The sequence below is a fragment of the Micromonospora sp. ALFpr18c genome (assembly GCF_008868155.1).
GTDB lineage: Bacteria > Actinomycetota > Actinomycetes > Mycobacteriales > Micromonosporaceae > Micromonospora.
The window spans coordinates 66,954-92,677 of the sequence record NZ_WBKR01000002.1; the positions used below are offsets into that span (position 1 = coordinate 66,954).

The window sequence follows — 25,724 nt, forward strand, 5'->3', positions numbered from 1 at the left end:
TGGTACACCAACAGTTGGTGTACCAATGGTCGGTACGATAGCCATCGTGCATCGGGAGGGCAACAGATGAGCGAACCGCCGGCCGGCGGGGATCCGCTGGCACTGGAACAGCAGGTGTGCTTCGCCCTGTCGGTGGCGGCACGCAGCGTCGTGGCCGTCTATCGGCCGCTACTGGAACCGATGGGCCTGACCCATCCGCAGTACCTGGTCATGCTGGCGCTGTGGCAGCACGCGCCGCTGTCCGGCCGCGACCTCAGCCGCCTCCTGCAACTCGATCCGGGCACCCTGTCGCCCCTGCTCAAGCGGCTCGAAGCGGCCGGCTACCTGCGCCGCGAGCGTGACGCCGCCGACGAGCGCAGCCTCGCGGTCACCCTCACCGCCAGCGGAACGGCGCTCCGCGAGCAGGCGGAACGCATCCCGGCCGCGATCGTCGAGCGGCTCGGCCTGCCGCTCGAGGACCTGCGACACCTGCACGCGGTGCTCACCCAGGTGATCGCCGCGGCCAACCGACCCGGCGACCCCACACCGCAGGCCGGGGTGGCCGGTCAGGCGTCGGCGTAGACCGCGAAGCCGCGCTCGGCGCAGCGCCGGTAGAAGGCGGCCAGCACGCCCAACTCGGCGCAGGTGAAGTTCCACTGCGGCGGGTCGCCGCTTTCGTCGCGCAACGCGTCGAGCCGGCTCTCCAGCCACCGCAGCTGCTGCTCGGCCAACCGGCCGTCGCCGAGCAACCCGCGCAGCACGATGCTGACCGAGTCGAAGGTGACGGCCTCGCCGTACTCCCGGTGGCCGGCCACGAACCGCTCGATCCCGCCGGCGATCCAGGCGCACCCGTCCGGGTCGATCACCGGGTCCTCGTCCTCGGCTGCGGCGTCTGTGGCGTACAACACACCTTCCAGCCCGAGGAGGAGATCCACCAGTTCGGTGTACGCGGTCGCCCGGACGGTCCCGGTCTTCGCGATCAGCTCGGCCAGCGCCGCCGTCGGCGCGGAGATTCGCGGCACGTCGACGATCTCGCCGAAGTCGACGAACTCCGCCGGCGCGACCGGATCGTAGAAGCGGCCGGTCCGCGGCCAGTGCACCGCGACGTTGTCCAGCCCCATCTGTCACCTCTTAAAGAGCACGTGTCGGGTCGATCGGGTCGATCGTCCCGGTTCCGACCGGTAAAGATCAAGGGCGGTTCCGGGGCGCCGCAAACGTACGGCACGGGCGGGCCGACCGCGACCCCCGACCCGCCCGGGTGCGGGTCAACCCGTTCGCGGACGGCGCGTGCGATCGGAGCCTGGCGTGTGGGGGGAGTCGCGGGCAGCGGGGTTCTGCCGGCTACGGACATCTCAGCCGCCTCGTTGAGGGTGCCGAGTGGTGGTTCTGTCCTCCGCGCACAGTAGGATTGACGGTGAGACGAAGACTCGGTGCGGAGCGAGCGATGGGGCCGGTGGCCCCAGAATCATTCTCCACGTCGGGTCGAGCCGATCGCGATCCGCGGGCAACCGCGGCGACCGGCGCGTTCGACCCGTTGTCCGGAGGTCTCCGGCACCGGTCCGCGCGCCGACGTCGCGTCCTGTCCGCCGAACCCGCGCCCGACGCGCCCTCCCGGCGCCGACGACGCGAGAAAGTGGCCGAGGGTGGTAGCGCAGGACAAGCAGGAGTACGGCGCAGAGTCGATCACCGTTCTCGAAGGGCTGGAGGCGGTCCGCAAGCGGCCCGGTATGTACATCGGGTCCACCGGCGAACGTGGTCTGCACCACCTCGTCTGGGAGGTCGTCGACAACGCGGTGGACGAGGCACTGGCCGGATACTGCGACACCATCGACGTGGTGCTGCTCGCCGACGGCGGCGTCCGGGTCACCGACAACGGCCGTGGTTTCCCCGTCGACCTGCACCCGAAGCTCAAGAAGCCGGGTGTCGAGGTCGCGCTGACCGTGCTGCACGCGGGTGGCAAGTTCGACGGCAAGGCGTACGCGGTCTCCGGTGGTCTGCACGGTGTCGGCGTCTCCGTCGTGAACGCGCTCTCCACCCGGATGGCAGTGGAGATCCACAAGTCCGGCTTCGTGTGGCGGCAGCAGTACAACAACTCCAAGCCCGGTCCTCTGGACAAGGGTGAGACCACCGATCGCACCGGCTCGGCGGTTTCCTTCTGGCCCGACCCGGACGTCTTCGAGACCGTCGACTTCGACTTCCAGACCATTTACCGGCGCCTGCAGGAGATGGCCTTCCTCAACCGCGCGCTGCGCATCCACCTGCTCGACGAGCGGGTGGATGCGGAGGAGGACGGCCGGCAGCGCGAGGTCACCTTCTTCTACGAGGGCGGCATCGCCGACTTCGTCCGGCACCTCAACGCCTCGAAGAACCCGATCCACAAGACCGTGGTCGAGTTCGGCGCCGAGGAGGAGGGCATGTCGGTCGAGATCGCCATGCAGTGGAACGAGTCGTACGGCGAGTCGGTCTACACCTTCGCCAACACGATCAACACCCACGAGGGCGGCACGCACGAGGAGGGCTTCCGGTCCGCGCTGACCAGCGTGGTCAACCGGTACGGCACCGACAAGAAGCTGCTCAAGGGCGACGAGAAGCTCTCCGGCGAGGACATCCGCGAAGGGCTCGCGGCGATCATCTCGGTCAAGCTCGCCAACCCGCAGTTCGAGGGCCAGACCAAGACCAAGCTCGGCAACACCCCGGTGAAGAGCTTCGTGCAGCGGGTCTGCAACGAGTGGCTGGTCGACTGGTTCGACCGTAACCCGGCCGAAGCCAAGATGATCATCACGAAGGCCTCCCAGGCCGCCCGCGCCCGCATCGCCGCGCAGCAGGCGCGCAAGCTGGCCCGCCGCAAGTCACTGCTGGAGTCCGGCTCGATGCCGGGCAAGCTGGCCGACTGCCAGTCCACCGACCCGCGCGAGTCCGAGGTGTTCATCGTCGAGGGCGACTCGGCCGGTGGCTCGGCCAAGCAGGGTCGTGACCCGCGGACCCAGGCGATCCTGCCGATCCGCGGCAAGATCCTCAACGTGGAGAAGGCCCGGATCGACCGGGTGCTGAAGAACAACGAGGTCCAGGCGCTGATCACCGCGCTGGGCACCGGCATCCACGACGACTTCGACATGGAGAAGCTGCGGTACCACAAGGTGGTGCTGATGGCCGACGCGGACGTCGACGGCCAGCACATCCAGACGCTGCTGCTGACCCTGCTGTTCCGCTTCATGCGTCCGCTGGTCGAGCTGGGCCACGTCTACCTGGCGGCCCCGCCGCTCTACAAGATCAAGTGGAACAAGAAGGGCGACGACGCGCAGTACGCCTACTCCGACCGCGAGCGGGACGGGCTCATCGCGCTGCGCCAGCAGAAGAAGCCGAACGCCAAGCCGGACGACATCCAGCGGTTCAAGGGCCTCGGCGAGATGAACTATCCCGAGCTGTGGGAGACCACGATGAATCCGGCGACGCGTACTTTGCGTCAGGTCACGCTCGACGACGCCGCAACCGCGGACGAGTTGTTCAGCGTCCTGATGGGTGAGGACGTCGAGGCGCGCCGCTCGTTCATCCAGCGCAACGCCAAGGACGTCCGGTTCCTGGACATCTGACGGACCTCGGTGGATCGGCCGGGCAAGCCCCGGCCGATCCACTGTTCCACAGAGTTATCCACAGCTTGGCCGGTATCCACAGCCGTTATCCACAGCACGAAAACGACTCTGAGTCTGATAAGGGTATACAGTGACCGATTCTCCCGAGTCCACACCGAACGAGCCTGAGGTCCCCGCCGAGGCCATCGCCGCGGTGGTCGCGCACGACCGGATCGAACCGGTCGGGCTTGAGGTGGAGATGCAGCGCTCCTACCTCGACTACGCGATGAGCGTCATCGTCGGTCGGGCGCTGCCGGACGTCCGGGACGGGCTCAAGCCGGTCCACCGCAAGATCCTCTACGCGATGTTCGACTCGGGATACCGGCCGGACCGCGGCTACGTGAAGTGCTCCCGCGTCGTCGGCGACGTGATGGGCCAGTTCCACCCGCACGGCGACTCGGCGATCTACGACGCACTGGTCCGGATGGCGCAGCCGTGGTCGCTGCGCTACCCGCTGGTCGACGGCAATGGCAACTTCGGCTCGCCGGGTAATGATCCGGCTGCGGCCATGAGATATTGTCTGACCGCAGATGTCCGTATTCGTACCGCTGAGGGCAGCGTCCGGGTCGGCGACATCGTGCCCGGCGCGGCGCCGTCCAGCGAGACCGACATCGACCTCAAGGTCCGCGACCGCAACGGCGACCTGGTCCGCGCCTCCAAGTTCTTTCACTCCGGCGAGCACCCCACGCTGCGGCTGCGCACCCGCGAGGGGTACGAGCTGACCGGCACCCACAATCACCCGGTGCTCTGCCTGGTGGACGTCGCCGGCGTGCCGACCCTGCTGTGGAAGCTGCTCGCCGAGATCTCCCCAGGCGACCGGGTGGTTCTCCAGCGCTCGGTGCCGGACGAGATCGGCTACCCGATGCTGGAGCACGTCGAGGCGGCCGTCCTCGCCGGTGCCTTCGTCAGCGAGGGTTGGGTCTCCCCGGGGCGGGCCGGGTTCAACAACGTCGACCGGGAGTTCTTCGTCCGCGTCCTCGCGGCCTACGACCTGGCCGTCGGTGGGCCCCGCTACGTCAGCGAGCGAGTCATCGCCTCCGGCAGCACCCTGCATGAACTCGACGTGCAGGACCTCTCCGCGCTGCGGACGAGCCTGCTCGGCGACATGGTCGGTGCCCGAAGCGCCGCGAAGTTCGTGCCCGAGTTCGTCTGGCAGGGGCCGGCAGCGGTCAAGCGGGCCTTCATCCAGGCCCTCTTCGAGGGCGATGGCTCGTCCTCGCTGCTGCCGCGGAACACCATGCAGATCTCGTACTCGACCCGCAGTGAGCGGTTGGCCCGCGAGGTCCAGCAGTTGCTGCTGGAGTTCGGTGTGATCAGCCGGCAGACCCGCTACGACAACGGCGAGATCAAGGTCGTGGTGACCAACCGCCGCGACGCCCGGATCTTCGCGGCGCACGTCGGCTTCCTCGGCCGCAAGCAGGCCAAGCTGGAGGCCGAGTTGGCCCAGGTGCCGGCGAGCAGCACGGCGCTCTCCAGCGACCATGTGCCGCTGGTCGGCGACTTCATCCGCGAGCACGGCGCGCCGCGCTGGACCGAGCGGGACTGGCTGCGTCGGCACAACGTGGACCGGGTGGAGCGTTGGGAGCGGGACCGCGACGAAATCGCTGCCCGGATTACGAACACCGAGGTGCTCGACGTGGTCGAGCCGCTGGTCGACGGGCGCTTCTACTACGCCGAGGTGGCGCAGATCACGGATGCCGGCGTGCAGCCGGTCTACAGCGTCCGGGTCGACACCGATGACCACTCGTTCGTCTCCGATGGTTTCGTCAGCCACAACACCGAGTGCAAGCTCGACCCGCTCGCCATGGAGATGCTGCGGGACATCGACGAGGACACCGTCGACCTGCAGGACAACTACGACGGCCGGGCCAAGGAGCCCACGATCCTGCCGTCGCGGATCCCCAACCTGCTGGTGAACGGCTCCGAGGGCATCGCGGTCGGCATGGCCACCAAGATCCCTCCGCACAACCTGCGGGAGATCGGCGCGGCGGTGCAGTGGTGCCTGGAGCACCCCGAGGAGGACGAGGAGACCACCCTCGAAGCCCTGCTCGGCATCGTCAAGGGCCCCGACTTCCCGACCCACGGCCTGATCGTCGGCACGACCGCCATCCAGGACGCGTACCGCACGGGTCGTGGCTCGATCCGGATGCGGGCCGTGGTGGAGGTCGAGGAGGACAAGCGGGGGCGGCCCTGCCTGGTCGTCAGCGAGCTGCCCTACCAGGTCAACCCGGACAACCTCGCCGAGCGGATCGCCGAGCTGATCAAGGAGGGCAAGCTCGCCGGCATCGCCGACATCCGCGACGAGTCCTCCGGGCGTACCGGCATGCGGATCGTGCTCGTGCTCAAGCGCGACGCGGTCGCCAAGGTGGTGCTGAACAACCTCTACAAGCACACCCAGCTCCAGGAGACCTTCGGCGCCAACATGCTGGCGCTTGTCGACGGCGTGCCGCGCACGCTCAACCTGGCCCAGTTCATCCGCTACTACGTCGAGCACCAGATCGACGTGATCCGCCGGCGGACCGCGTTCCGGCTGCGCAAGGCCGAGGAGCGGGCGCACATCCTGCGCGGTCTGGCCAAGGCGCTGGACGCACTGGACGAGGTCATCGCGCTGATCCGGCGGTCGCCCACCGTCGACGACGCCCGGCAGGGCCTGATCCGGCTGCTGGAGATCGACGAGATCCAGGCCACCGCGATCCTGGACATGCAGCTGCGTCGCCTCGCCGCCCTGGAGCGGCAGCGCATCGTCGACGACCTGACCAAGCTCGAGATCGAGATCGCCGACCTCAAGGACATCCTGGCCAAGCCTGAGCGCCAGCGCCGGATCGTCTCGGAGGAGCTGGGCGAGATCGTCGCGAAGTGGGGCGATGATCGGCGTACGCAGATCATCCCGTTCGACGGCGAGGTCTCGATGGAGGACCTCATCGCCCGCGAGGACGTGGTCGTCACGATCACCCGGACCGGGTACGCCAAGCGGACCAAGGTCGATCTGTACCGCTCGCAGCGTCGTGGCGGCAAGGGCGTCAGTGGCGCCACGCTGCGGCAGGACGACATCGTCAGCCACTTCTTCGTCTGCTCGACGCACGACTGGATCCTGTTCTTCACGAACAAGGGGCGCGTGTACCGGGCCAAGGCGTACGAGCTACCGGAGGCCAGTAGGGTAGCCAAGGGCCAACACGTGGCCAATCTGCTCGCCTTCCTACCCGACGAGCAGATCGCGCAGATCATCGAAATCCCGAACTACCAGGTAGCCCCCTATCTGGTACTGGCCACGAAGAACGGCCTGGTGAAGAAGACGCGGCTCGAGGAGTTCGACTCCAACCGTTCCGGCGGCATCATCGCGATCAACCTGCGCGATGAGGACGAGCTGGTCGGTGCTGCGCTGGTGGCGCCGGAGAACGACCTGCTGCTGGTCTCGAAGAAGGCGCAGGCGATCCGGTTCAACGCCTCCGACGAGGCGTTGCGGCCGATGGGTCGGGCCACCTCCGGCGTGATCGGCATGCGCTTCACGGACGACGACGTCCTGCTCGCCATGGAGGTCGTTCGGGAGGGTCTGGACGTCCTGGTGGCGACGAACGGGGGATACGCGAAACGTACCCCGATCGAGGAATACCCGGTGCAGGGCCGGGGAGGTAAGGGCGTGTTGACTGCGAAGATCACCGAACGGCGCGGTGGTCTGGTTGGCGCGGTGGTGATCGACCCGGACGACGAACTGTTCGCGATCACCAGCAACGGTGGTGTCATCCGGACTCCGGTGAAGCCTGTACGCCGTACGCGTGACCGGAACACAATGGGGGTCAAGCTGATGGACCTCCCGGACGGCGTGACTATCGTGGCGATTGCTCGCAATGCCGACGAGCCTGACGAACAGGACTAGTTGAATGACGGAGACACAGGCGAAGTCGGGGAACACGGGGACCTCGGCCAACCCGGTCGACGAGGAGGCCGCCAAGGGCGGCACACCAGCGACCGGCCGCGCGGCCGTGGGCCGGGCAACGGTCCCCGCCGATGCGCCTGCCCCGAAATTCACCCGGGCTCCCGGTATGACACCCCCGCCGGAGCCCGGCGAGGACAGCGGGTCGGGCGACAAGGGTGAGACGGCTGGTGCCGAGGCGCCGACGTCCACCACGCCGCCGGCAGCGGCGCCGGCGCCGGCCCGCCCGACGACCACACAGCCGATCAGTGTCCGGCCGGGTCAGGCGACACCCAGTGGGACAACGGGCACCCAGCCCCGGATCACGCCCGGCATGACGCAGCCGCAGCCGGACCCGGGACGTACCGGTGGGGCCGGTCGCCCGGCCAGCGGCGGTGGCCTGCCGCCGGGCATCGGCAACCCGTCCGCCGTCGGTGCGGCACGGGTCGGTGACGCGGTACGCGCCGCGCGTACCTCGGTCAGTTCGGCCGCGTCCCGCGGGCCGCGCCGGGCCCGACTGAACCTCAAGCGGATCGACCCCTGGTCCGTGATGAAGTTCGCGTTCGCCGTGTCGGTGGTGCTGTTCATCGTCGTGGTGGTCGCCACGTCGGTGCTCTACCTGGCGTTGGACGCGATGGGCGTGTTTCAGAGCGTCAACGACAGCCTGAGCGACCTGGTCAACGCCGGCGGTGGGCAGAGCACCAACGGCTTCCAGATCACCGCCAAGGGCGTGATTCTCAGCTCGGCGCTGATCGGCCTGGTCAACGTGGTGCTGTTCACCGCTCTGGCCACGCTGGGCGCGTTCGTCTACAACGTCTGCGCCGACCTGGTCGGTGGGATCGAGCTGACCCTCGCCGAGCGGGACTGAGTGATCGGGACGCCGGGGCACCGCGTAAAGCGGTCGCTCCGGCGTCCCGTACTCGGGTAGGTTGTGCAGGCGGCGACGGCCTGGCCCGCCGGTCCGGACCCCGATTTTGGTCCGGCCGAGCGGATGGGTTAATCTTGCTCGTCGCAACGCGGGGCTATAGCTCAGTCGGTTAGAGCGCAGAGCTGATAACTCTGAGGTCGATGGTTCGATTCCATCTAGCCCCACCGCACGTCGTCCGACGGTAGTCGAGCTTGAGGGGTTGCCCCATGTTCAAGAAGCTGCTGATCCTGGCTGGCGTCGTCGGCGTGGCCGCCGTCGTTTACAACAAGGTCAAGGCCTCGAACGACGAGCGCGCCCTGTGGCACGAGGCGACCACCGCGCCCGACCTGCGCTGAGGTCCGGCCCGGCGGTGAACGACCGGCGGCACCGCAGCCGCCCACGGGGCCCTAGCTCAACTGGCAGAGCACTGCCTTTGCAAGGCAGGGGTTAGGGGTTCGAGTCCCCTGGGCTCCACCAAGCTCCGGTGCAGGTTACCGGGCTTCTTCCTCTTCTGATTCTGGGCGACCTGATCGATGGTCGTCTTTTTTCGTCAGCGGATCGTCAGCGGGGTATGCGAAAACGCCTCGGATGACCCGGTGGAAGTCGGCTGGCGTGTGCGTGTAGCGATTGAGTGTTGTGGAACGCCAGGTGGCCCGAAATCGGTACGGCCCGGTTTCCGTGACCTCGCCGAGCAGCCCGGCCCGTACCAGCGACGGTCGCCAGACCTGGCGCCGGAAGTTGCTGCGGAGCATCGGGTCGCCTGCCTGGTTGGTGAACACCCGATCCACCTTGGCGGGGTCCGTCCGCTCGCGGTGCCGCGCCAGCTCGGCCCGCAGGAACGGCGGGACCGGGACAACACGGCGGCTCTGAGCTGTCTTCGGGTACGGCTTGTCCGTCGCGTGCCCGTTGACCTCGATCACCACTCGCCGCACGGTCAACGTTGCGTCCTGGTCGTCGTCGTCCGGCAGGACGATATCGGCCCACCGCAGCCGGAGGCACTCACCCCATCGCAGGCCAGCGCCAGCCGCCGCCGCAACCACCGGCCGATGCCAATCCGGGACGCTCGGCAGCAGTAGTTCCGTCACCTGGTCGAGCGTGAGCGGGACCAGCCCTCCCGCGCGCTTGCGCTGTGCTGGTAGCCGCACACCCTCGCACGGGTTGAACGCGATCAGTCGGCCGCGCACCGCCGACGCGAGGATGGACGACAGCAGCGAGTGGCATGGGGCGACCGTGGCCGGCGACAGCTCACGGCCCATCCGCGTTACCCACTCCTGAACGGCCAGGTGATCAATTCGCCCGACCGGCCAGGTCCCCCAGTGCGGCAGCAGTTGCGCCCGGAGACGCGAGGTCCAGCCGGCGAGCGTCGTCGTCTCCACCTACCGCGACGCCAACCACCGCTCTGCGTACGTACTGAACCGGACCTTCCCCGCTGCGGGATCGACGTAGGTGCCCTGAATGACGGTCGTCTCGGTGGCCGCGAGGTGCGCGGCGGCCTCCTTGCGCGTGCGGAAGGTCTTCGCGCGCTGACTGCCGGATGGGTCGCGCCAGTTGGCGGGGCCTTGCACAAGGCCGGCGAGCACACCAGCGCCGAGCTGTTCGGCGTGGCCCGCTCGACGGTCTACCGCGCGATTGAGCGCGCCGCGGAATCACCAGAGGGAGAGACGGCATGACCGAAGATCCGAGCGTCCTTGTGAACCGTTATCTCGGTTGTGCCCGTTGTATGCGGTGTGCCAGTTGGTTCTGGCATGCGCCCCGCACCAACAGATCCCATCGAAAGGTATGATCAGCATGTCTCACCTGACGCCTACTAGTCCGCTATTCCTTGTTGAGCAACTAGAGAAAGGCATGTGGCAAGCCGGCGCTGTCGCGTACCGCGAGCACCGAAATTACGATATGCTTTGCCACCTGGGGCAGTGGGCGCAGCACGTGTTGGAATACGACCTCGACGTTAGGCACCGCATGCCGGCCGCTCCTTACAACCCGGCCGTCATGCTCCAAACCCCGCCAGTCGGAGCTACCTACCAGCAAGCCGCTCAGGCGATGTTGAGGGCTGAGGGGAATCGACGCAACCCAACTCAGTCGGCGGCACATTTGGTTAGTAGCCAGTACCATCCGGGACGGGGGGCTCCCCGTGGGGGCCAGTCGGGGGGCTATGCTGGGAGCAGTAACGCGGCTGGGCGCGGGACAGCTTACCAGCGATAGGGGGCAGTCCGCGCAGATGGCGCGCCCTGATCGTCGCCACGAGCAGCGAGCCTGCCTTGGCGGTTTAGCTCCGAACGGTCAGCAGAAAGTCAGCGAAAGCGCTGACAACGGTTGGTATTCCTCGGCAACGGATGACGGGCGCTGGACGAAGAACGGCAAGCAACGTGACTCGCCGACAGCGTCCAACGCCCGTTATCCGCCTTTGCAAGGCAGGGGTTAGGGGTTCGAGTCCCCTGGGCTCCACCAACATCGCCTCTGACCAGGCGATTTCTCTTCGCAAGATCATTGGGCACAAGACAGGCGCATGTCAGTCGTGATCTTGCGGCTATTCGATCGTCTTGTGGGAACGCTCCGCCGCTGAGCTCACCTTCGTGCAACCTTTTCCCTTGCTGCGCGCATTCGATCAAACCTCGACAGTCAAAGGGTGCTGAGGGCGCAAATCCAGGCGGCCAGTCAGCAGGCGGCGAAGCCGGGGCCGGGGCCGAACAATAACCCGAGACGAGCCAGCTAGGCGGCCTGTAGATCGGGCCCGTGTTCACTGCTGTTCGCTCGACGAAGGAGGAGCCCTGCTATGTCCCAGCGGCATCGCCACGGCTAACCCGCAGCACTTCACCATGGCCTCCCGGCAGTCAGACACAGAACCACCCAGGAGTTCCCCTACGACACGTGATCGAGGGTGCGCACCGCATCCGGCCCACATCCGCCAGGTTCCAGGCCGGTGACATCTTGAGGGACGTAAACGCAGGTTCCTCTCGTACTCCTCTTCATCCCGCTCGCCGGACCCGCACCATCTGGCAGTACTGACACGCCCCAGCTTTGTCAGGGCTGCTCCCACCCTCCCCGGCACCTCCCGGATCAGGCTGCCCTCAGCTCCACCGCCCTGCTGCGACAGGGCCAGCGGCGAAGGCCTCTCACCTCCACTCGAAACAACAGCGCCTCACGGCGCACACATCCGCGACGTCACCTACGACGAAGACCGATCCCACATCCGCACCAGCACCGGACCACAGGTCATGGCCACCCTCCGCAACGCCGCCATCGGCGCACTACGCCTGACCGGCGTCACCAACATCGCCGCCGCCAACCGCCACCACGCCCGCGACAGCAACCGACCACTGGCCCTACTTGGCATCACCTGAGGACTTTGCCGAGGCCCTGGGGGCGGAACAGGCACCCGCCCGCGAACCGTTCCGGCCAGCGGAGATTGCCTGACCGGCTGGGGATTCACGTTTAGCGTGATGACTGTGCGGCATCAATATGACTGTGCGGCATCACGTTCGCTTCGGTGCATGCCGTCCGAGCGCCGTGATCGTGGTCAGTCCTCGGACCCGGTCGGCCCGTCGTCGTTCGCCGTCTCATCGGGCCGACCGGTGGCGGGCCGCGACTGCGGCAGGTGTTCCACCAGCTTGGTGAGCGCGCCGTTGGCGAAGGTGGCGCCGAGCGCCGAGCCCGCGCCGATGGTCCAGCCGACCGGCCCCAGTGGCGTACAGCCGAAGAACTGGCTCACACCGGGCGTCTGCACCACCACGACCAGCACGCCGAGGGACGCGGCCGTGGATGCCAGTACGGCGGGGCTGGTGCCGCCGGCCAGGATGGTCTGCCCGAGTTGGGTGCCGACCAGGGAGACCAGGGCGACGGTGCCGGCCCGTCGCTGGCGGCCGGTGTACCGGGCCAGCGTCCAGCCGACGGTCGCGCCCAGCGTGGTCGCCGCCGCCCGCAACGCGATCTCCCGGCTGAGGGTTTCGCCCAGCGACACGTCCGGGCCCTCCAGCAGGAGGCCGTCGGTGCGGTCCGACGCGGGTGGACGGACGGCGATGGCGAGCGCCGGTGCCAGGTCGGTGAGCAGGTTGACCAGCAGCAGTTGCCGCCCGGTGAGCGCGGAACGGCCGGTCGCCGCCGCAGTGAGCACACTGAACGCGATCTCGCCGAGGTTGCCGCCGACCAGGATGCTGAGCGCGTGCCGGACGGACGACCACATCGCCCGCCCCTCGACCAGGGTGGCGATGATGGTCTCCAACCGGTCGTCGGTGACCACCAGGTCGGCGGCGGCCCGCGCCGCCGGGGTGCCCCGCTGACCGAGGGCGATGCCGACGTCGGCCAGCCGGATCGCCGGGGCGTCGTTGGCGCCGTCACCGGTCATCGCCACGGTCCGCCCGCACTTCTGTAACGCCTGGATGATCCGCACCTTGTGCGTCGGGGTGCAGCGGGCCACCACGTCGGTGTTGGCCAGCCGCTCGGCGAGCGCCTCGTCGTCCAGCTGGTCCAGCTCGCCGGCGGTCACCACGCGCTGCTCGTCGTGCTCGCTGATGGTGGCGGCGATCGCCTCGGCGGTGGCCGGGTGATCACCGGTGATCATGATGGTGTGTACGCCGGCCTGCCGGATCCGCCGTACCGCCGGCGCGGCGCTCTCCCGGACCCCGTCCGCGAGGGCCAGGAAACCCACGAAGGTCAGACCTCGCACGTCCCCGTCGGACACCGTCGGATCGTCCACCTGGCACTCGGCGACGGCCAGGATCCGATGCCCTGCCCCGGCCCGGTCGGCCAGCATCCGGTGCAGCTCCGCTCGGCCGGCGTCGTCCAGGGGCTCCTGGCGGCCGTCGGTGCGTCGCGCGGCGCAGCGCGGCAGCACCGTCTCCGGTGCGCCCTTGACGCTCAACAGCAGGTGACCGTCGGTCTCTCCGACGCTCGCGTGGTAGCCACGGGACGGCTCGAACGGCAGCCCGCCGGCGGCGCGCCAGCCGGGGGCGCCGGTCTGCTCCACCACCCCGGCGGTGGCGGCACCCCGGCGAACGGCGCGGTCGGTCTGCAGGGCCAACTGTTCCGGGTCGGCTGCGGGAGGAGTGGCACGGAGCGCGGCGGCGAGCGTCGACCCAAGCCGGTCGTCCAGGCGGTCCACCGCGGCGTACCGGTCGCCCACGCCGTCGCCGACCCCGGCGAGCAGCAACTTACCCTCGGTGAGGGTGCCGGTCTTGTCGAAGCAGAGCACGTCCACCCGGCCCAGCGCCTCGATGGTGCGCGGGTTGCGGACCAGGGCGCCGTGCTCGGCCAGTCGCCGCGCGGCCGCCAGCTGCGCCGCGCTGACCAGGAACGGCAGCCCTTCCGGCACCGACGCGACGGCGAGGTTCGCGGCGGTCGCGGCCGTCTCGGCCAGAGGTACGCCCCGAAGCAGCCCCGCGCCGGCCACCGCCACCGCCGAACCTGCCGCGAGGGGGATGGCGGCGCTGGTCAGCGAGCCGAGCCGGGCTTCCACGCCGCTGGTCGGTGGGGCCTGGCGGACCATCGCGAGACTGCGCCCCGCCTCCGTGTCGGCGCCGGTCGCCACCACCACAGCCTTACCGTGCCCGGCGGCGATGGTGGTGCCGTCGTACAGCATCGAGTGCCGGTCGGCGATGGCGGCCGCGACCACCGGCCGGTCGTTCTTGGCGACCGGCAGCGACTCGCCGGTCAGCGACGACTCGTCCGCCTCCAACCCCACCGACTCCAGCACCCGGCAGTCGGCGGGCACCGAGTCACCCGACTCCAGGACGATGACGTCCCCGGCGACCAGGTCCTCGGCCGCGACCACGCGCTCGGCACCGTCCCGGCGCACCCGTGCGGTCACCGCCGAACGGGACAGCAGCTCCGCCAACGACCGTTCCGTGTTGCGTTCGTGCACCGCCCCGATCAACGCGGATCCACCGACCACGCTGCCCACCAGAGCGGCGTCGACAAGCGAGCCGAACGATGCGGAGAGCACCGCCCCGGCGGCGAGCACCGGGGTCAACGGGTTGGACAACTCGTCCAGGAAGGCGCGCAGCAGGCCACCGCCCGCCGGGGCGTCGCCGCCGCCCGCACCGCGCCTCTCGTGTCGGCGCTGGGCCTCCGCGCTGTCCAACCCGTCCGAGCCGGTGCCCAGATGGTCGAGCACGGTGCGGACGGGCATCAGGTGCCAGGCGGTCGCCACCGGCACCGGGGTGTCCGACCGGTCGTGCAGCCGGTGGGCCTGCCAGACGCCGTTCGCGAAGGCCAGCCCGGCCGCGCCGTTGACCGCGACGAGCGCCCGGTGCGGCAGCTGCGTCGGTGGGGCGGTGAACGCACCCAGCGCCCCGAGACCGGTGCCGGCCATGGACAGCCGGATGTTCTGCTGGGCGGTCCGCCGGGCCACCCCGGTCGCCTCGATCACCAGGGCCACCACCCGCAGGTCCGCCCCGACCAGTAGGTGAGCGCCCCACGGTGGCAGCTCGTCCGGATCGGCCAACCCGAGGCCGCAGTCGGACGCGCCGAGCGCCCTGCGGTCCGCGGACACCAGCATCACCACCGCACCGTCGCGTTGCAGCGCGCGTACCGACTCGACCAACTGGTCGCCGCCGGGCAGCATCGCGTCGGCGAAGCCGTACCGCTGCTCGTCGCCGCCGGCCACGACCAGCCGCAGCCCGGCCTGCCGCGCGGCGGCCGGAAGGCCGTCGACGCCCGGCGCGGGTTCCGGTTCGACCCGCAGCAGAGCGGCGAGCCGGTCGCCGTGGGCGAGGCCGAGCAGTTGCCCTCCGGCGGCGCGGAGCCGCTCCCGGTCGGGGATGTCGCCCGCCGGCAGGTGGTCCGGCGGTCCGATCCGCCACCCGTCCACCGACCGTGCGGCGGCCGGATCGGCCGGGTCGAACAGCGCGAACGCCCGCTCCGCCACCTGGTCGACGTCGACTCCCGACGCCGGTGCGAGGTCGGCCAGGACACCCCGGTCGGAACCGAGCACCGCGGCGTCCAACACCAGCGTGTCGATCCGGTCCAGCTCGCGGAGCACACTGCGGTCCATGGCGATCACACCGCGCCGGGCGAGCATCCGGCCGAGCTGGGCGGCGTACCCCTCGCGTCCGCTGCCGGGGGCCTTGGGCAGCGTGGACAGGCCCAGAGCGGCGGCCCTCTTGGGGCCGGCGAACGGCACCGCCGCCGCTCCGGCCGTGGCACCCACCGCCAGCATCCGGTTGATGTGCCGCTCGACCGGGCCGTCCGGCTTCGGTCGGGGTCGGTCGATCACCGGCCAGCGGGCGGTGGCGCGTTCCGGGTCGCCGGTCAGTCGGGGCTCGGCGCGCTCCCATGCGGCAAGTTGGGCGCGATCCTCGCCCCACTGCACGATCCGTTGGGCACCGTCCAGCACGATCCCGGTCCACCGGCCGGTCAGGCCCTGCACCACCGCCTCGGCCAGGGGAAAGATGATGTCTGCGCGGGGGTCCGAGCGCAGCTTCTTACCCATGAACGCGTGCAGCTTGGGTTGCAGGTCCACCGCCGAGAGCAGGCCGGCCACCTCGCCGGGCAGCGGCGCGAACGGCAGGATCCGGGTGGCCGCCGAAATGGTCAGGCCCAGCGCGTCGGAGGCCAGCGCACCCAGGGTGCGCGGGGTGCGGGGCCCCTCCTCCGGTGGGTGCGGCGGCGGGATCTCCGGATCGGGTTCGTGGTCACAGGTCCGTTCGATCCGGCCGATCGTGGCGATCAGGTCGCGCAGTCTCGGCTCCGGGGCCTGCACGGCGACAACCACCCGGCCGGACGGGGCGTTCACCCGTGCCCAGGCCACCCCGGGCAGCCTCTCCAGGGCACCCTCCACCTGGCGGGCCAGCCGGTCGCCGCCGTCCTGGCAGACACCGTGCACCTCAATGTGGTGCCGGCCGGGGCGCGACCAGACCCGGCGACGGGTCAGTCCGGCCTGTCGGGCCAGTCGTGTCGCCGCCGACCCGACGGTCCGGGACGCCTCACCGACCAGGTGCGGTACACCGATGGACGGCAGGATGCGTCCGGTAGCCATCTCGCCCTCCCGCCGCGTCACGTCCGGCGGCCTGGCTTCCCGACCTGCCATCCGTTATGCCCCTCGGGCTGCGGAAGTTTCCGGCGTCGGCAGCGCATGGACGAGGCGGGCGGTGGAATCCGGCGACCATCACCGGACACGGGGAGGCCGGAATGAGCACGCTGACCAGACACCTGAACGGGTCGCACGAGAACGTCCAGATGTACAGCCGGCGGATGGACCTGCCGATCCTGGGTGAGGTCGCGGTGCCACCACCGGACAAGGTCGCCTACTACGCCGGGCTCGGGGTGCTCGCCGCACTCCAGGTCATCGAGTGGCCGATCGCCCTCGTGATCACCGCTGGGCACCTCCTGGCCGACCAGCATTTTTCGGGACTGGTGAAGGGGGTCGGGGAAGCACTTCAGAACGCCTGACGAGAGCTGGGTCACCGGCGGTTGACTTCAATCCAGGTTGAGGTCGCAGGCTCGGTTCATGCCGACCACAGCCGCCACCGCCGTACCGGCCGCGCCCGGTCTGTTCGCACCCCGGCTGAGGGCGATGACGGTGGGCAGCGTCGCGTTGATCTCGCTGCTCGCGTTCGAGGCGTTGGCGGTCGGTACGGCGATGCCGACGGTCGCCCGGAGCCTGGACGGGTTGGCGCTGTACGGGCTCGCGTTCGGTGGCCCGTTCGCCACGGGCGTGCTGGCCATGGTGGTGTCCGGCATCTGGTGCGACGCCCGTGGGCCGCGAGGGCCGATGTGGCACGGGGTCGCCTGGTTCGTGCTGGGGCTGCTGATTGCGGGGACCGCTACCGCGATGGGTGTGCTGGTCGTCGGCCGGGTGGTGCAGGGGTTCGGCTCCGGGCTGCTCTCGGTGGCGCTCTACGTGATCGTCGGGCAGGCGTACCCGCAGGATCTGCACCGGCGGATCTTCGCCGCGTTCGCGGCGGCGTGGGTCGTACCGTCGCTGGTCGGGCCGGCGGTGGCCGGCCTGATCGTGGAGCACCTGGGCTGGCGGTGGGTTTTCCTGGCGGTGCCGGCGGTGGCGGTGCCGGCGGTGCTGCTGATCCATCCCGGGCTGCGGTCGCTCGGGCGCACCGCGGCGGCCCGGCCGCCGGCCGGCGCGGTGGCGCGGATCGGGTGGGCGTGTGGGGCGGCGGTGAGCGCCGCACTGCTGCACATCGGGGGACAGCAGCGCGGCGCCGCGGCCCTGGCGCTGATCGCGATCGCGGTGGCCGGTCTGCTGGTCTGCGCGCCACGCCTGCTGCCGGCCGGGTTCCTCCGGGCGGCCCGCGGTCTGCCCACCGTGATCGGGCTGCGGGGTCTGGCATCGGCGGCCTTCGTCGGCGCCGAGGTGGTCATCCCGTTGATGCTCTCCCGGGAGCGGGGCCTGTCGCCGACCGCCGCCGGGCTGGTCCTCACGGTCGGCGCGTTGGCCTGGTCGGCGGGCTCCTGGACGCAGGGTCGGATCCCGGTGCCGGCCTCCCGTGCCAGCCTGCCGCGCGTCGGGTTGAGCTGCATCACCGTCGGTACCGCCACGGTGGCGTTGGCCGTCCGACCCGACCTGCCGGTGGCATTCGCCGTGGTGGGCTGGGCGGTCGCCGGGTTCGGCATGGGGCTGCTCTACCCGTCGTTGTCGGTGCTGACCTTGGAGCTGTCCGCGCCCGGCGAGCAGGGCCGCAACAGCTCGTCGCTGCAACTCGGCGACAACCTGTTCGCGGCGACCGTGCTCGCGTTGACGGGCGCGGTGCTGGCCGCCGGGAGCGCGCCCGGCCCGGCCAGTTACGTGGCGACCCTCGCGGTGACCGCCGGCCTGGCGCTGCTCGGTGCGCTGCTGTCCGGCCGGGTGGTCGTGGGTGGGGGCGCCGCCCCGGCCGGGTGATCCCCGGTTTCGGCGGTGCCGACCCGGTCCGGCCGGGAGGATGGCGGGCGATGAACTTCCTGACCGTCCTGCCGCTGGCCGTCGTGATGGTCGCCGGGACCCAACTGGTCGTGGCGGTCTTCCTCGCGTCGTCGGATCGGCCACGGGCCGCGTCGCTGGGCTTCCTCGCCGGCGCCGGGCTGGTGGTGACCGCCGGGGTGACGGTGAGCTGGCTGCTGACCCGCCTGGCGAGCGGCCTGGCCGCCGACGCCAGCACGATCGCCGGGAAGGTCGATCGCGGTCCCGTCATCGACCTGGTCGTGCTCGCGCTGCTGGTCTGCCTGGCGGTCGTGATCTGGGTACGGCGGAACCGGTCCGGCCCGCCGAGGTGGCTGGGGAGCGTCGGGCATGCCAGTCCGCGGTGGGCGCTGCGGACGGGGGCGTTGCTCTTCGTGGTGACGCCCACCGACGACCTGACGATGGCGGCGGTCGGCGCGAGCGTGGCCCGACACAATCTGCCGTGGTGGCATCTGGTGCCGTTCGTGCTGCTCACCGTGCTCCTGCTGGCCCTGCCCCTGCTGGCGTTGCTGCTGCTCGGCGGGAAGGCGGCGCGGGCGCTGACCCGGATGCGGCAGTGGGCCGAGGAGCACTCCTGGATCGTCAACGAGATCGTGATCGCGTTCTTCGCGCTGCTGACCGTCCTGGACCTGATCCGTTCGGGATGAGCCGCCGCACACCAGGTCACAGGGTGCCGCGTCGTTCCGTCAGACGATCGACGCGCCGCGGGGTCGGCCGGGGCGTCCGCACCTGGGCGGACCACTTCGCCGACACGTACGGGGGAACCGGGCGGAAATGAGAGCAACAACGGTTCACGTTCGCCTTACGGTGACGCCATGTTCGCTGTCGTCACCACGGTGATCCTCTACGTCTTCGGCTTCGTCTTCCTCTACGGCGTGATCCGGCTGGGTGTCCGGCATGCGTTGGAGGACCTGGAGTTGCAACGGGCCAGGGCCCGACGCGAGGAGGAGTTGGCGGCCGCCCGCGACCGCTCCTTCATGCGCGACAACGCCTTCCTCGCCGGCAGTTGAGCCGCGCTGCGGAGGTGGCGTCCGGGGGTGGCGAGGGAGTCGCCGGGCGGTTCGGCGTGCCGGATGCGAGGATCGCACCCGTGATGGGAACGCTGAAGACCGAACCGGCGCGTGCTCGCCTCGACCTGCTCGCCCCGCCGGTGGCGGAGGCCATCGCGCAGTGGCCCGCCGAAGCTCCGGTGGACGTCGAGGACGTCCTGGTCGCACCGATCGACGCCGAACTCGCGGACACCGCCGCGTTCTGTGCCGCGTACGAGGTGGGGTTGGACGTGTCGGCCAACTGTGTCGTGGTGGCGGGCAAGCGCGAGGGTGTGGTCCGCTACGCGGCCTGCATCATCCTGGCCACCACCCGGGCTGACGTGAACGGGGTGGCCCGGCGGGCGCTGGACGTGCGCAAGGCCAGCTTCGCCCCGATGGACGACGCGGTCGAGCTGACCGGCATGGAGTACGGGGGCATCACCCCGATCGGGCTGCCGGCGCAGTGGCCGATCCTGGTGGACGCGCGGGTGATCGCCACACCCCACGTGATCATCGGGTCCGGCGTACGCCACAGCAAGATCGCGCTGCCGGGGCCGGCACTGGGCGCGCTGCCCGGCGCGCAGGTGGTGGAGGGCCTGGCCAGGCCGGCCTGACCAGGCATCGACGTCGATACCGTTGCACGTGAAACATCACAACGGTCGATCTGGCTAGTGCGCTGCGGCCTCGCGCTGCTCGACCTCGGCGAGTGCGGCGAGCAGCGTCTGCGTCTCCTGTGCGCCGGACACCGCGTACTTCCCGGCCAGCACGAAGGTCGGCACGCTGGTGATGCCCAGGCCCTGCGCGGCGGCCAACTGGGCGCCGATGTCGGCGACGCGCTCGTCGGAGTCGAGGAATCGGCGCGCGTCGGCCGGGTCCAGGCCGACCTCACCGGCCAGGGTGGCCAGCGCGTCCCGGGAGCCGACGTCGATGCCGCGGTTGAAGTGCGCCTGGTAGAGCGCCTCCACCATCTCGGCCGCCCGACCGTGATCGGTGGCGTAGGAGACCAGCCGGTGCGCGTCGAACGTGTTGGCGATCACCGCGCGGTCGTAGTCCAGCCGTAGCCCGTCACCCGCGGCGACCTGGGTCGCGCGGGCGACCATCTGCCGGGCACGCTCCGGGCCTCCGAACTTGGTGGCCAGCGCCTCCACCAGCGGGCGGGGCTCGGGCACCGGCGACGGGTCGAGCTGGAACGGTCGGTAGCGGACCGTCACCTCGCCCTCGTAGCTGGCGAGGGCCTCATCCAGCCGGCGTTTGCCGATGTAGCACCACGGGCAGATGACGTCCGCATAGATCTCGATCTCCATGATCGGTGGCAACCCCGCGGTCAGTCGAGTTGTTCCCGTACCTGCCGCTTGAGCCGGCCCAGGATCGCGGTGCCGCCGCGTACCCGCAGCGGGCTGATCGCCTGTGCCAGGCCCATCCGCTGGTAGAGGTCGTCCGGCACGGCCAGCACCTCCTCGGCGCTCGCGCCGGCCAGCCCGTCGGCGAGGATTCCCGCGAACGCGCGGGTGGTCGGCGCCTCTGGAGGGCAGTCGAAGAGCGTCTCCACGGTGCCCTCCGGCGTCACCCGGGCCCGCAGGAAGAACGCCGTCTGACACTCCGGCACCTGCTCCATGCCCTCGCGCGCGGCGCCGTCGGGCAGCGGCGGGATGACGTCCGCGTACTCCAGGAGCATCTCCAGCACCAGGTCGCGCGGCGCGGCGGCGAACTCGTCGACGATCTCGGCCAGTCGGGCCGGCATGTCAGCCATGTGTCGAGGCTACCGCCGGCCCTCCGGCCCGATTCGTCACACCGTCGGGGACTGCTCGCTGATCTCGCTGAGGGCGCTGGTCGGGTCGAGCTGCATGGCCAGGTCGCCGAGCGAGACGATCCCGACGAGCTTGCGGTCGCTGTCGCAGACCAGCACCCGCCGGATGCCCCGGTCCCGCATGAGCGCCGCCGCCTCGCCCGCCGTGCAGTGCTGCTCGATCATGACGACCTCGCGGGTGACGATCGAGCCGATCGTGGTGGCCGCGGGCGAGCTGTTCTCCGCAACGGCCCGCACCACGATGTCCCGGTCGGTGAGCATGCCGGCGAGGCTCGCGCCATCGGTGACCACCACGTCACCGATGTCCGCCTCCTTCATCACTCTGGCCGCCTCGTCCAGGGTCGTCTCCGCCGACAGGTACACCACCTGCTTGGTCATCACATCGCTGACCCGGTAACCGGTCATGAGAGCCTCCGAAGCTGTTCACCCGATCCAACTGCACTACCCCGTGACGTGGCGGCTACACCAGGTTCCCACGATCGCGGCGTACCCCGTCGACGATCCGCTCCACCAGACCGTCCACCGGCAGCTCCGCGCGCCCGTCGCCGGCCCGCTCGCGCAGCTCCACGTACCCCTCTGCGAGACGGCGGCCGACCACGACGGTGCGGGGGATGCCGATCAGCTCGGCGTCGGTGAACTTGACCCCGGCCGAGACGTGCGTGCGGTCGTCGACCAGCACCCGCAGCCCGGCGGCGGCGAGGCGTCCGCCGAGCTCCAGCGCCGCGTCGAGCTGCGGGCCCTTGCCCGCGACCACCAGGTGTACGTCACACGGCGCGACCGCCGCCGGCCAGATCAGCCCCCGGTCGTCGTGGTGCTGCTCGGCGATGGCCGCGACCGCCCGGGAGATCCCGATGCCGTAGCAGCCCATGGTGGGTCGGACCGGCTTGCCGGCCGGCCCGAGCACGTCGACCGTGAACGCGTCGGTGTACCGGCGACCGAGCTGGAAGATGTGCCCGATCTCGATGCCCCGCCGGATGGTCAGCTCGCCGTCGCCGCAGTCGGGGCAGGGGTCGCCGGCGCGCACCTCGGCCGCCTCGATCGTCCCGTCGGGCGTGAAGTCCCGGCCGCAGACCACGTCGGTCGCGTGCCGGCCGGGCTCGTTCGCCCCGGTCAACCAGGCCGAGCCGGGCACCACCCGGGGGTCGACCAGGTATCGGATGCCCAGCTTGTCGAGGATCTGCGGGCCGATGTACCCGCGTACCAGTTCCGGATGTTCGGCCCACTCGTCGAAGACGGCCACCTGGGCCGGCTCCAGCGCGGCGGTGACCCGCTTCAGGTCGACCTCCCGGTCGCCGGGCAGCCCGACCACCAAGGGCTCGGCACGGTCGGCACCCGGTTGGCGGACGGTCAGCACGACGTTCTTGAGCGTGTCGGCGGCCGTCCAGGTGTCCCGACCGCCCAGCCGGCGGGCGTTGGCCAGCTCCACCAGGCTGGCGATCGTCGGGGTCTCGGGTGTGTCGTGCACCTCGACGGCCCTCTGCGCGGCCGGGTCACCGGTGGCGGGTGGCCGGGTGACCACGGCCTCGGTGTTCGCCGCGTAGTCGCAGGCCGTGCAGCCGACGAACGTGTCCTCGCCGACCGGCGTCGCGGCCAGGAACTCCTCCGACGCCGAGCCGCCCATCGCACCGGACATGGCGTGCACCACCGTGTGCTCCAGGCCCAGCCGATCGAAGATCCGCTGGTACGCCGCCCGGTGCCGGGCGTACGCCTCCCGCAGCCCCGCCTCGTCCAGGTCGAACGAGTACGCGTCCTTCATCAGGAATTCCCGGCCACGCAGCAGACCGGCCCGGGGCCGTGCCTCGTCGCGGAACTTCGTCTGCACCTGGAACAGCGTCACCGGGAAGTCCCGGTACGAGCTGAACAGGTCCTTGACCAGCAGCGCCGCCATCTCCTCGTGGGTGGGTGCCAGCAGGTGGTCGGCGCCGCGCCGGTCGACGAGGGTGAAGATGTCGTCGCCGTACTCCGTCCACCGCCCGCTGGTCCGGTACGGCTCGGCGGGCAGCAGCGCCGGGAAGTGCACCTCCTGGTCGCCGATCGCGGTCAGCTCGGCACGCACCACCTCGGTGATCCGGTCCAGCACCAGCTTGCCCAGCGGCAGCCACGTGTAGCCGCCCGGCGCGGCGCGACGGATGTAACCGGCGCGCAGCAGCAGCCGGTGGCTCGGCACCTCCGCGTCGGCCGGGTCCTCACGAAGGGTCCGCAGCAAGAGGGTCGACACACGTAGCAGCATTCGGGCAGCGTAGAACCGGCGCGCCGCGATCGGCGATCCATTTCGGTCGTCAGGACGGGCCGGGGCGGACGGGCGGCAGGCGGCCCTCGCAACGCACGTCCGGCTCGGCCACCGGGCGCCGGGGCATCATCCAGTCCAGGGCGGTCTCCTCCACCGGCCAGCCGCGTACCGACACCTGGCTGTACGGCACCTGTGCCGCCTGCGGGCAGAGGACCTGCGACTCGACCTGGCCGTTCGGCAGGAACCGCACACCGGCGGTCTGGTCCAGCACGATCGTCGACGTGTCGGTGACGGTGATGAGCGCGCCGAGCACCACCTCCAGGCCGGCGGTGTCCTTCGGTGCCGCCTCGGCAGTCTCTTTCGGTGCCGCCTCGGCCGTGTCCTTCGGCGCGACCTCGATCGCGGCGGTCGGCAGCAGCGGCACCCGGAGGAAGACGGCCCCCATCACCACCGGGAGCACGGCGGCGACCGTGAACGCCAGACCATGGGTCAGCGCCGGGGCGACCCAGTCGGGGACCGGGCCGGTGAGCAGCAGAGTGGCGGCAGGCGGCACGGCCAGCAGCGCCGCCGTGGACAGCTCACCCTCCTGCACGGCGGTCCAGATCGCCGGGCCGAGCACGCTGTACGCCAGCACCGCCGCCGCCAGTGGCAGCGCCACGCTGACCACCAGGACCCGGGTCGGCTGGTCCGGGTGCAGGTAGCGGGTGCGCAGCGCGAGCAGCCAGAGACCCAGCATCAGCAGCGACGGCAGGAAGCGGAGCTGCCAGGTGAGCGCCCCCAACGCGACCGCCGCGGTGAGCACCCAGCCGGGGGTACGTGCCGTCCCGGAGGCGAGCAGCGACCGTTCCGGGTCGAAGCGGTCAGGGGCGCTGAGCCGGAGCAGACGTCCGAGTACGCCGAAGGTGAGCACGACGACGGGGAACGCCCACACCAGGGCGATCAGCAGGGCGCTCAGCAGGCCGAGCGGGCTCACGTACTGCACCAGCAGCAGCATCGTCGACATGTCCTGCCGGCTGAGCTGCCACAGCCGCAGCACCAGAAGGAGGACGGGGAACGCGGGAAGGAGGGTCAGCAGCCACTGCTGCGCCTGCCGCGCCCCCGCCATCCGGCGTGGCTTGCCGCTCTTGCCGGGGCCGGTGGCGATCCGGGGTGCGCCGGGGCCGGTAGCGCGATCCTCTCCCACGGCCACTGCCGCACCTCCACCTTCCTCGCCTCGGGTTGCTCCTGCTCCGCGACCGGCTGCCCGGGGTTGTACTGCTGCTGCCAGCGGAGGTTGGCGTTGTACGCGTTCTCCCAGGTCGAGTTCTCCTCGTCGTTCGCCGAGACGTACAGCGCGAGGTCGACCAGATCGCGGAGCGCCTTGTTGGGGCCGGTGTTGACGCCCCACCTCTCCTGCGGGGACGAGCCGATGTCCCAGTGCCGCAGCGGCTTCGCGTTCTTGAGGGTGACCGGGAAACGCTGACCGTCGTCGCCCGGCTGATCGGCGGTGACGAAGCCGGCGAGGATCGCCGCGTCGGTGGTGACGGCCTCCACCTTGCCGTCGTACAGCTCCTGGATGCACTCGCTGATCCGGTTGCGGCCTCTCGGCTTCGCGCCGGCCTCGGTCAGGCGCTCGATCGAGGTCGAGGTGGTGAGCGAGCAGACCGCCCGCCCGGCAAGATCCTGAAGGCTGCTCAGTGGCCCCTTGAAGCTTTGCAGGGTCACCGCCGACTGCTCGGTGTGCAGGTACGCGGCGGAGAAGGCGGCGCCCTCCTCCTCACGTTTCTTGTTGATGCTGTACGAGGCGATGACGAGGTCGACGGTGACGAACCCGTCTCCGTCGCTGGCCTGTCGACGGGCCCGGTCCTCGCTCTCGATGGGCAGGAACCGCACCTGGGAGCGGTCGAACCCGAGGAAGCTGGCGATCATGTACGCGATGTCGACGTCGAAGCCCTTCCAGGTGTTGTTCGACAGTCGTAGCGAGATGCCGGGTTGGTCGTCCTTCACCCCGATGACGAGTTGCTGCTTGCCCTTCATGCCGGCCTGCTCGAGCAGGTCGTCGCGGGTCGGCGGACCCATGGCGAACACGATCGGCACCAGGGCCGCCGCCAGCACGGCCAGTGCGACGGCCAGCCCCACGACGCGGATCTGCCGGGCCCGTGTGGTGCGCGGTGTGGTCACCGCCGGCCCGGCGGGGCTCGGTTCGCTTGCCTGACTCAACTCGGCCTCCCGCTGCCTGGCCCGGTGACCGGCCCTCCATTGTGGGGCCTGGCCGCGGGCCGCGGCACCCCGCCACCAGGCGGATTGGCATCCACCCAACGTCGCTGATATCGGGGTATCCGCGGCATCGGGACACCCCGATTTCA

General features: G+C 70.4%; 20 protein-coding genes and 2 tRNA genes. 13 read left to right on the forward strand and 9 right to left on the reverse strand.

Annotated features, from left to right (window positions below):
- The first annotated feature begins 66 nt into the window (after positions 1-66).
- Positions 67-561 carry a MarR family winged helix-turn-helix transcriptional regulator gene (locus F8271_RS01065; RefSeq protein ID WP_151487698.1) on the forward strand — a complete coding sequence of 165 codons (495 nt, stop codon included), beginning with the start codon at positions 67-69 and terminating at the stop codon, positions 559-561.
- On the opposite strand, the gene F8271_RS01070 is transcribed toward F8271_RS01065, so the two are convergent.
- The gene (locus tag F8271_RS01070) at positions 546-1,100 is read right to left on the reverse strand and encodes a hypothetical protein (protein ID WP_151487699.1); all 555 of its coding nucleotides are present in this window, start codon (positions 1,098-1,100) and stop codon (positions 546-548) included. The two genes, F8271_RS01065 and F8271_RS01070, sit on opposite strands and share 16 nt — an antisense overlap.
- Positions 1,101-1,622: 522 nt before the next feature.
- Here F8271_RS01070 and gyrB point away from each other — a divergent pair.
- The 6 genes from gyrB to F8271_RS01095 all read left to right on the forward strand — a co-directional run bounded on the left by gyrB (position 1,623) and on the right by F8271_RS01095 (position 8,902).
- Complete coding sequence (gene gyrB / locus F8271_RS01075) at positions 1,623-3,569, forward strand: DNA topoisomerase (ATP-hydrolyzing) subunit B (protein WP_151487700.1); 1,947 nt, start codon at positions 1,623-1,625, stop codon at positions 3,567-3,569.
- 193 nt (positions 3,570-3,762) lie between these two features.
- Positions 3,763-7,482, forward strand: coding sequence for an intein-containing DNA gyrase subunit A (gyrA, locus tag F8271_RS01080; protein ID WP_370461840.1), 3,720 nt, complete (start codon positions 3,763-3,765; stop codon positions 7,480-7,482).
- A 4-nt stretch (positions 7,483-7,486) separates the two neighbouring features.
- Positions 7,487-8,386, forward strand: coding sequence for a DUF3566 domain-containing protein (locus F8271_RS01085; RefSeq protein WP_151487702.1), 900 nt, complete (start codon positions 7,487-7,489; stop codon positions 8,384-8,386).
- Between the two features lie 150 nt (positions 8,387-8,536).
- Positions 8,537-8,610: transfer RNA gene (locus tag F8271_RS01090), tRNA-Ile, on the forward strand.
- 42 nt (positions 8,611-8,652) lie between these two features.
- A complete protein-coding gene (locus F8271_RS32885) occupies positions 8,653-8,781 on the forward strand; it encodes a DLW-39 family protein (protein WP_225854086.1) in 129 nt (42 codons plus the stop codon).
- A gap of 45 nt (positions 8,782-8,826) precedes the next feature.
- Positions 8,827-8,902, forward strand: a tRNA-Ala gene (locus tag F8271_RS01095).
- 14 nt (positions 8,903-8,916) lie between these two features.
- On the opposite strand, the gene F8271_RS01100 is transcribed toward F8271_RS01095, so the two are convergent.
- Positions 8,917-9,801: a site-specific integrase gene (locus F8271_RS01100; RefSeq protein WP_225854087.1), complete on the reverse strand. Its 885-nt coding sequence runs from the start codon at positions 9,799-9,801 to the stop codon at positions 8,917-8,919.
- A 1,839-nt stretch (positions 9,802-11,640) separates the two neighbouring features.
- Here F8271_RS01100 and F8271_RS33755 point away from each other — a divergent pair.
- Complete coding sequence (locus tag F8271_RS33755) at positions 11,641-11,766, forward strand: hypothetical protein (protein WP_255473625.1); 126 nt, start codon at positions 11,641-11,643, stop codon at positions 11,764-11,766.
- 176 nt (positions 11,767-11,942) lie between these two features.
- On the opposite strand, the gene F8271_RS01110 is transcribed toward F8271_RS33755, so the two are convergent.
- On the reverse strand, positions 11,943-16,397 hold the full coding sequence (locus F8271_RS01110) for an HAD-IC family P-type ATPase (RefSeq protein ID WP_151487703.1): 4,455 nt from the start codon (positions 16,395-16,397) through the stop codon (positions 11,943-11,945).
- Between the two features lie 152 nt (positions 16,398-16,549).
- Here F8271_RS01110 and F8271_RS01115 point away from each other — a divergent pair, with 152 nt between their 5' ends.
- The 5 genes from F8271_RS01115 (at position 16,550) to F8271_RS01135 (ending at position 19,956) form a co-directional block, all read left to right on the forward strand.
- Entirely contained in the window at positions 16,550-16,810 is a 261-nt protein-coding gene (locus F8271_RS01115) for a hypothetical protein (RefSeq protein WP_151487704.1), read from the forward strand.
- 58 nt (positions 16,811-16,868) lie between these two features.
- The gene (locus F8271_RS01120; protein ID WP_151487705.1) at positions 16,869-18,257 is read left to right on the forward strand and encodes an MFS transporter; all 1,389 of its coding nucleotides are present in this window, start codon (positions 16,869-16,871) and stop codon (positions 18,255-18,257) included.
- A 50-nt stretch (positions 18,258-18,307) separates the two neighbouring features.
- Positions 18,308-18,961 (forward strand): GAP family protein, encoded by a 654-nt coding sequence (locus tag F8271_RS01125; RefSeq protein WP_151487706.1) that lies wholly within the window; start codon positions 18,308-18,310, stop codon positions 18,959-18,961.
- 168 nt (positions 18,962-19,129) lie between these two features.
- Entirely contained in the window at positions 19,130-19,324 is a 195-nt protein-coding gene (locus tag F8271_RS01130) for a hypothetical protein (RefSeq protein WP_151487707.1), read from the forward strand.
- An 83-nt stretch (positions 19,325-19,407) separates the two neighbouring features.
- Complete coding sequence (locus tag F8271_RS01135; protein WP_151487733.1) at positions 19,408-19,956, forward strand: YbaK/EbsC family protein; 549 nt, start codon at positions 19,408-19,410, stop codon at positions 19,954-19,956.
- A gap of 54 nt (positions 19,957-20,010) precedes the next feature.
- Here the strand turns inward: F8271_RS01135 and F8271_RS01140 are convergent, their stop codons facing one another.
- From F8271_RS01140 to F8271_RS01165, 6 genes are read right to left on the reverse strand one after another with little or no spacing between them, the layout of a single operon-like run.
- Positions 20,011-20,646: a DsbA family protein gene (locus tag F8271_RS01140; protein ID WP_151487708.1), complete on the reverse strand. Its 636-nt coding sequence runs from the start codon at positions 20,644-20,646 to the stop codon at positions 20,011-20,013.
- Positions 20,647-20,666: 20 nt separating this feature from the next.
- Positions 20,667-21,092, reverse strand: a complete 426-nt coding sequence (locus tag F8271_RS01145) for a SufE family protein (RefSeq protein WP_151487709.1) — start codon at positions 21,090-21,092, stop codon at positions 20,667-20,669.
- A gap of 36 nt (positions 21,093-21,128) precedes the next feature.
- A complete protein-coding gene (locus F8271_RS01150; protein ID WP_151487710.1) occupies positions 21,129-21,554 on the reverse strand; it encodes a CBS domain-containing protein in 426 nt (141 codons plus the stop codon).
- A 55-nt stretch (positions 21,555-21,609) separates the two neighbouring features.
- Positions 21,610-23,379 (reverse strand): proline--tRNA ligase, encoded by a 1,770-nt coding sequence (locus F8271_RS01155; protein ID WP_151487711.1) that lies wholly within the window; start codon positions 23,377-23,379, stop codon positions 21,610-21,612.
- A 49-nt stretch (positions 23,380-23,428) separates the two neighbouring features.
- Positions 23,429-24,484: a hypothetical protein gene (locus F8271_RS01160; RefSeq protein WP_151487734.1), complete on the reverse strand. Its 1,056-nt coding sequence runs from the start codon at positions 24,482-24,484 to the stop codon at positions 23,429-23,431.
- Positions 24,448-25,578: a transporter substrate-binding domain-containing protein gene (locus F8271_RS01165; RefSeq protein ID WP_151487712.1), complete on the reverse strand. Its 1,131-nt coding sequence runs from the start codon at positions 25,576-25,578 to the stop codon at positions 24,448-24,450. The genes F8271_RS01160 and F8271_RS01165 overlap by 37 nt, the downstream gene beginning before the upstream one ends.
- Positions 25,579-25,724: the final 146 nt, after the last annotated feature.

Coding starts and splice junctions, on each gene's coding strand:
- F8271_RS01070 (WP_151487699.1), bottom strand. CDS start 1,100: ATGGGGCTGGACAACGTCGCGGTGCACTGGCCGCGGACCGGCCGCTTC.
- F8271_RS01140 (WP_151487708.1), bottom strand. CDS start 20,646: ATGGAGATCGAGATCTATGCGGACGTCATCTGCCCGTGGTGCTACATC.
- F8271_RS01120 (WP_151487705.1), top strand. CDS start 16,869: ATGCCGACCACAGCCGCCACCGCCGTACCGGCCGCGCCCGGTCTGTTC.
- F8271_RS01135 (WP_151487733.1), top strand. CDS start 19,408: ATGGGAACGCTGAAGACCGAACCGGCGCGTGCTCGCCTCGACCTGCTC.
- F8271_RS33755 (WP_255473625.1), top strand. CDS start 11,641: ATGGCCACCCTCCGCAACGCCGCCATCGGCGCACTACGCCTGACCGGC.
- F8271_RS01115 (WP_151487704.1), top strand. CDS start 16,550: ATGAGCACGCTGACCAGACACCTGAACGGGTCGCACGAGAACGTCCAG.
- F8271_RS01150 (WP_151487710.1), bottom strand. CDS start 21,554: ATGACCGGTTACCGGGTCAGCGATGTGATGACCAAGCAGGTGGTGTAC.
- F8271_RS32885 (WP_225854086.1), top strand. CDS start 8,653: ATGTTCAAGAAGCTGCTGATCCTGGCTGGCGTCGTCGGCGTGGCCGCC.
- F8271_RS01065 (WP_151487698.1), top strand. CDS start 67: ATGAGCGAACCGCCGGCCGGCGGGGATCCGCTGGCACTGGAACAGCAG.
- F8271_RS01125 (WP_151487706.1), top strand. CDS start 18,308: ATGAACTTCCTGACCGTCCTGCCGCTGGCCGTCGTGATGGTCGCCGGG.
- F8271_RS01155 (WP_151487711.1), bottom strand. CDS start 23,379: ATGCTGCTACGTGTGTCGACCCTCTTGCTGCGGACCCTTCGTGAGGAC.
- F8271_RS01110 (WP_151487703.1), bottom strand. CDS start 16,397: ATGGCTACCGGACGCATCCTGCCGTCCATCGGTGTACCGCACCTGGTC.
- F8271_RS01085 (WP_151487702.1), top strand. CDS start 7,487: ATGACGGAGACACAGGCGAAGTCGGGGAACACGGGGACCTCGGCCAAC.
- F8271_RS01160 (WP_151487734.1), bottom strand. CDS start 24,484: ATGGCGGGGGCGCGGCAGGCGCAGCAGTGGCTGCTGACCCTCCTTCCC.
- F8271_RS01145 (WP_151487709.1), bottom strand. CDS start 21,092: ATGGCTGACATGCCGGCCCGACTGGCCGAGATCGTCGACGAGTTCGCC.
- F8271_RS01130 (WP_151487707.1), top strand. CDS start 19,130: ATGTTCGCTGTCGTCACCACGGTGATCCTCTACGTCTTCGGCTTCGTC.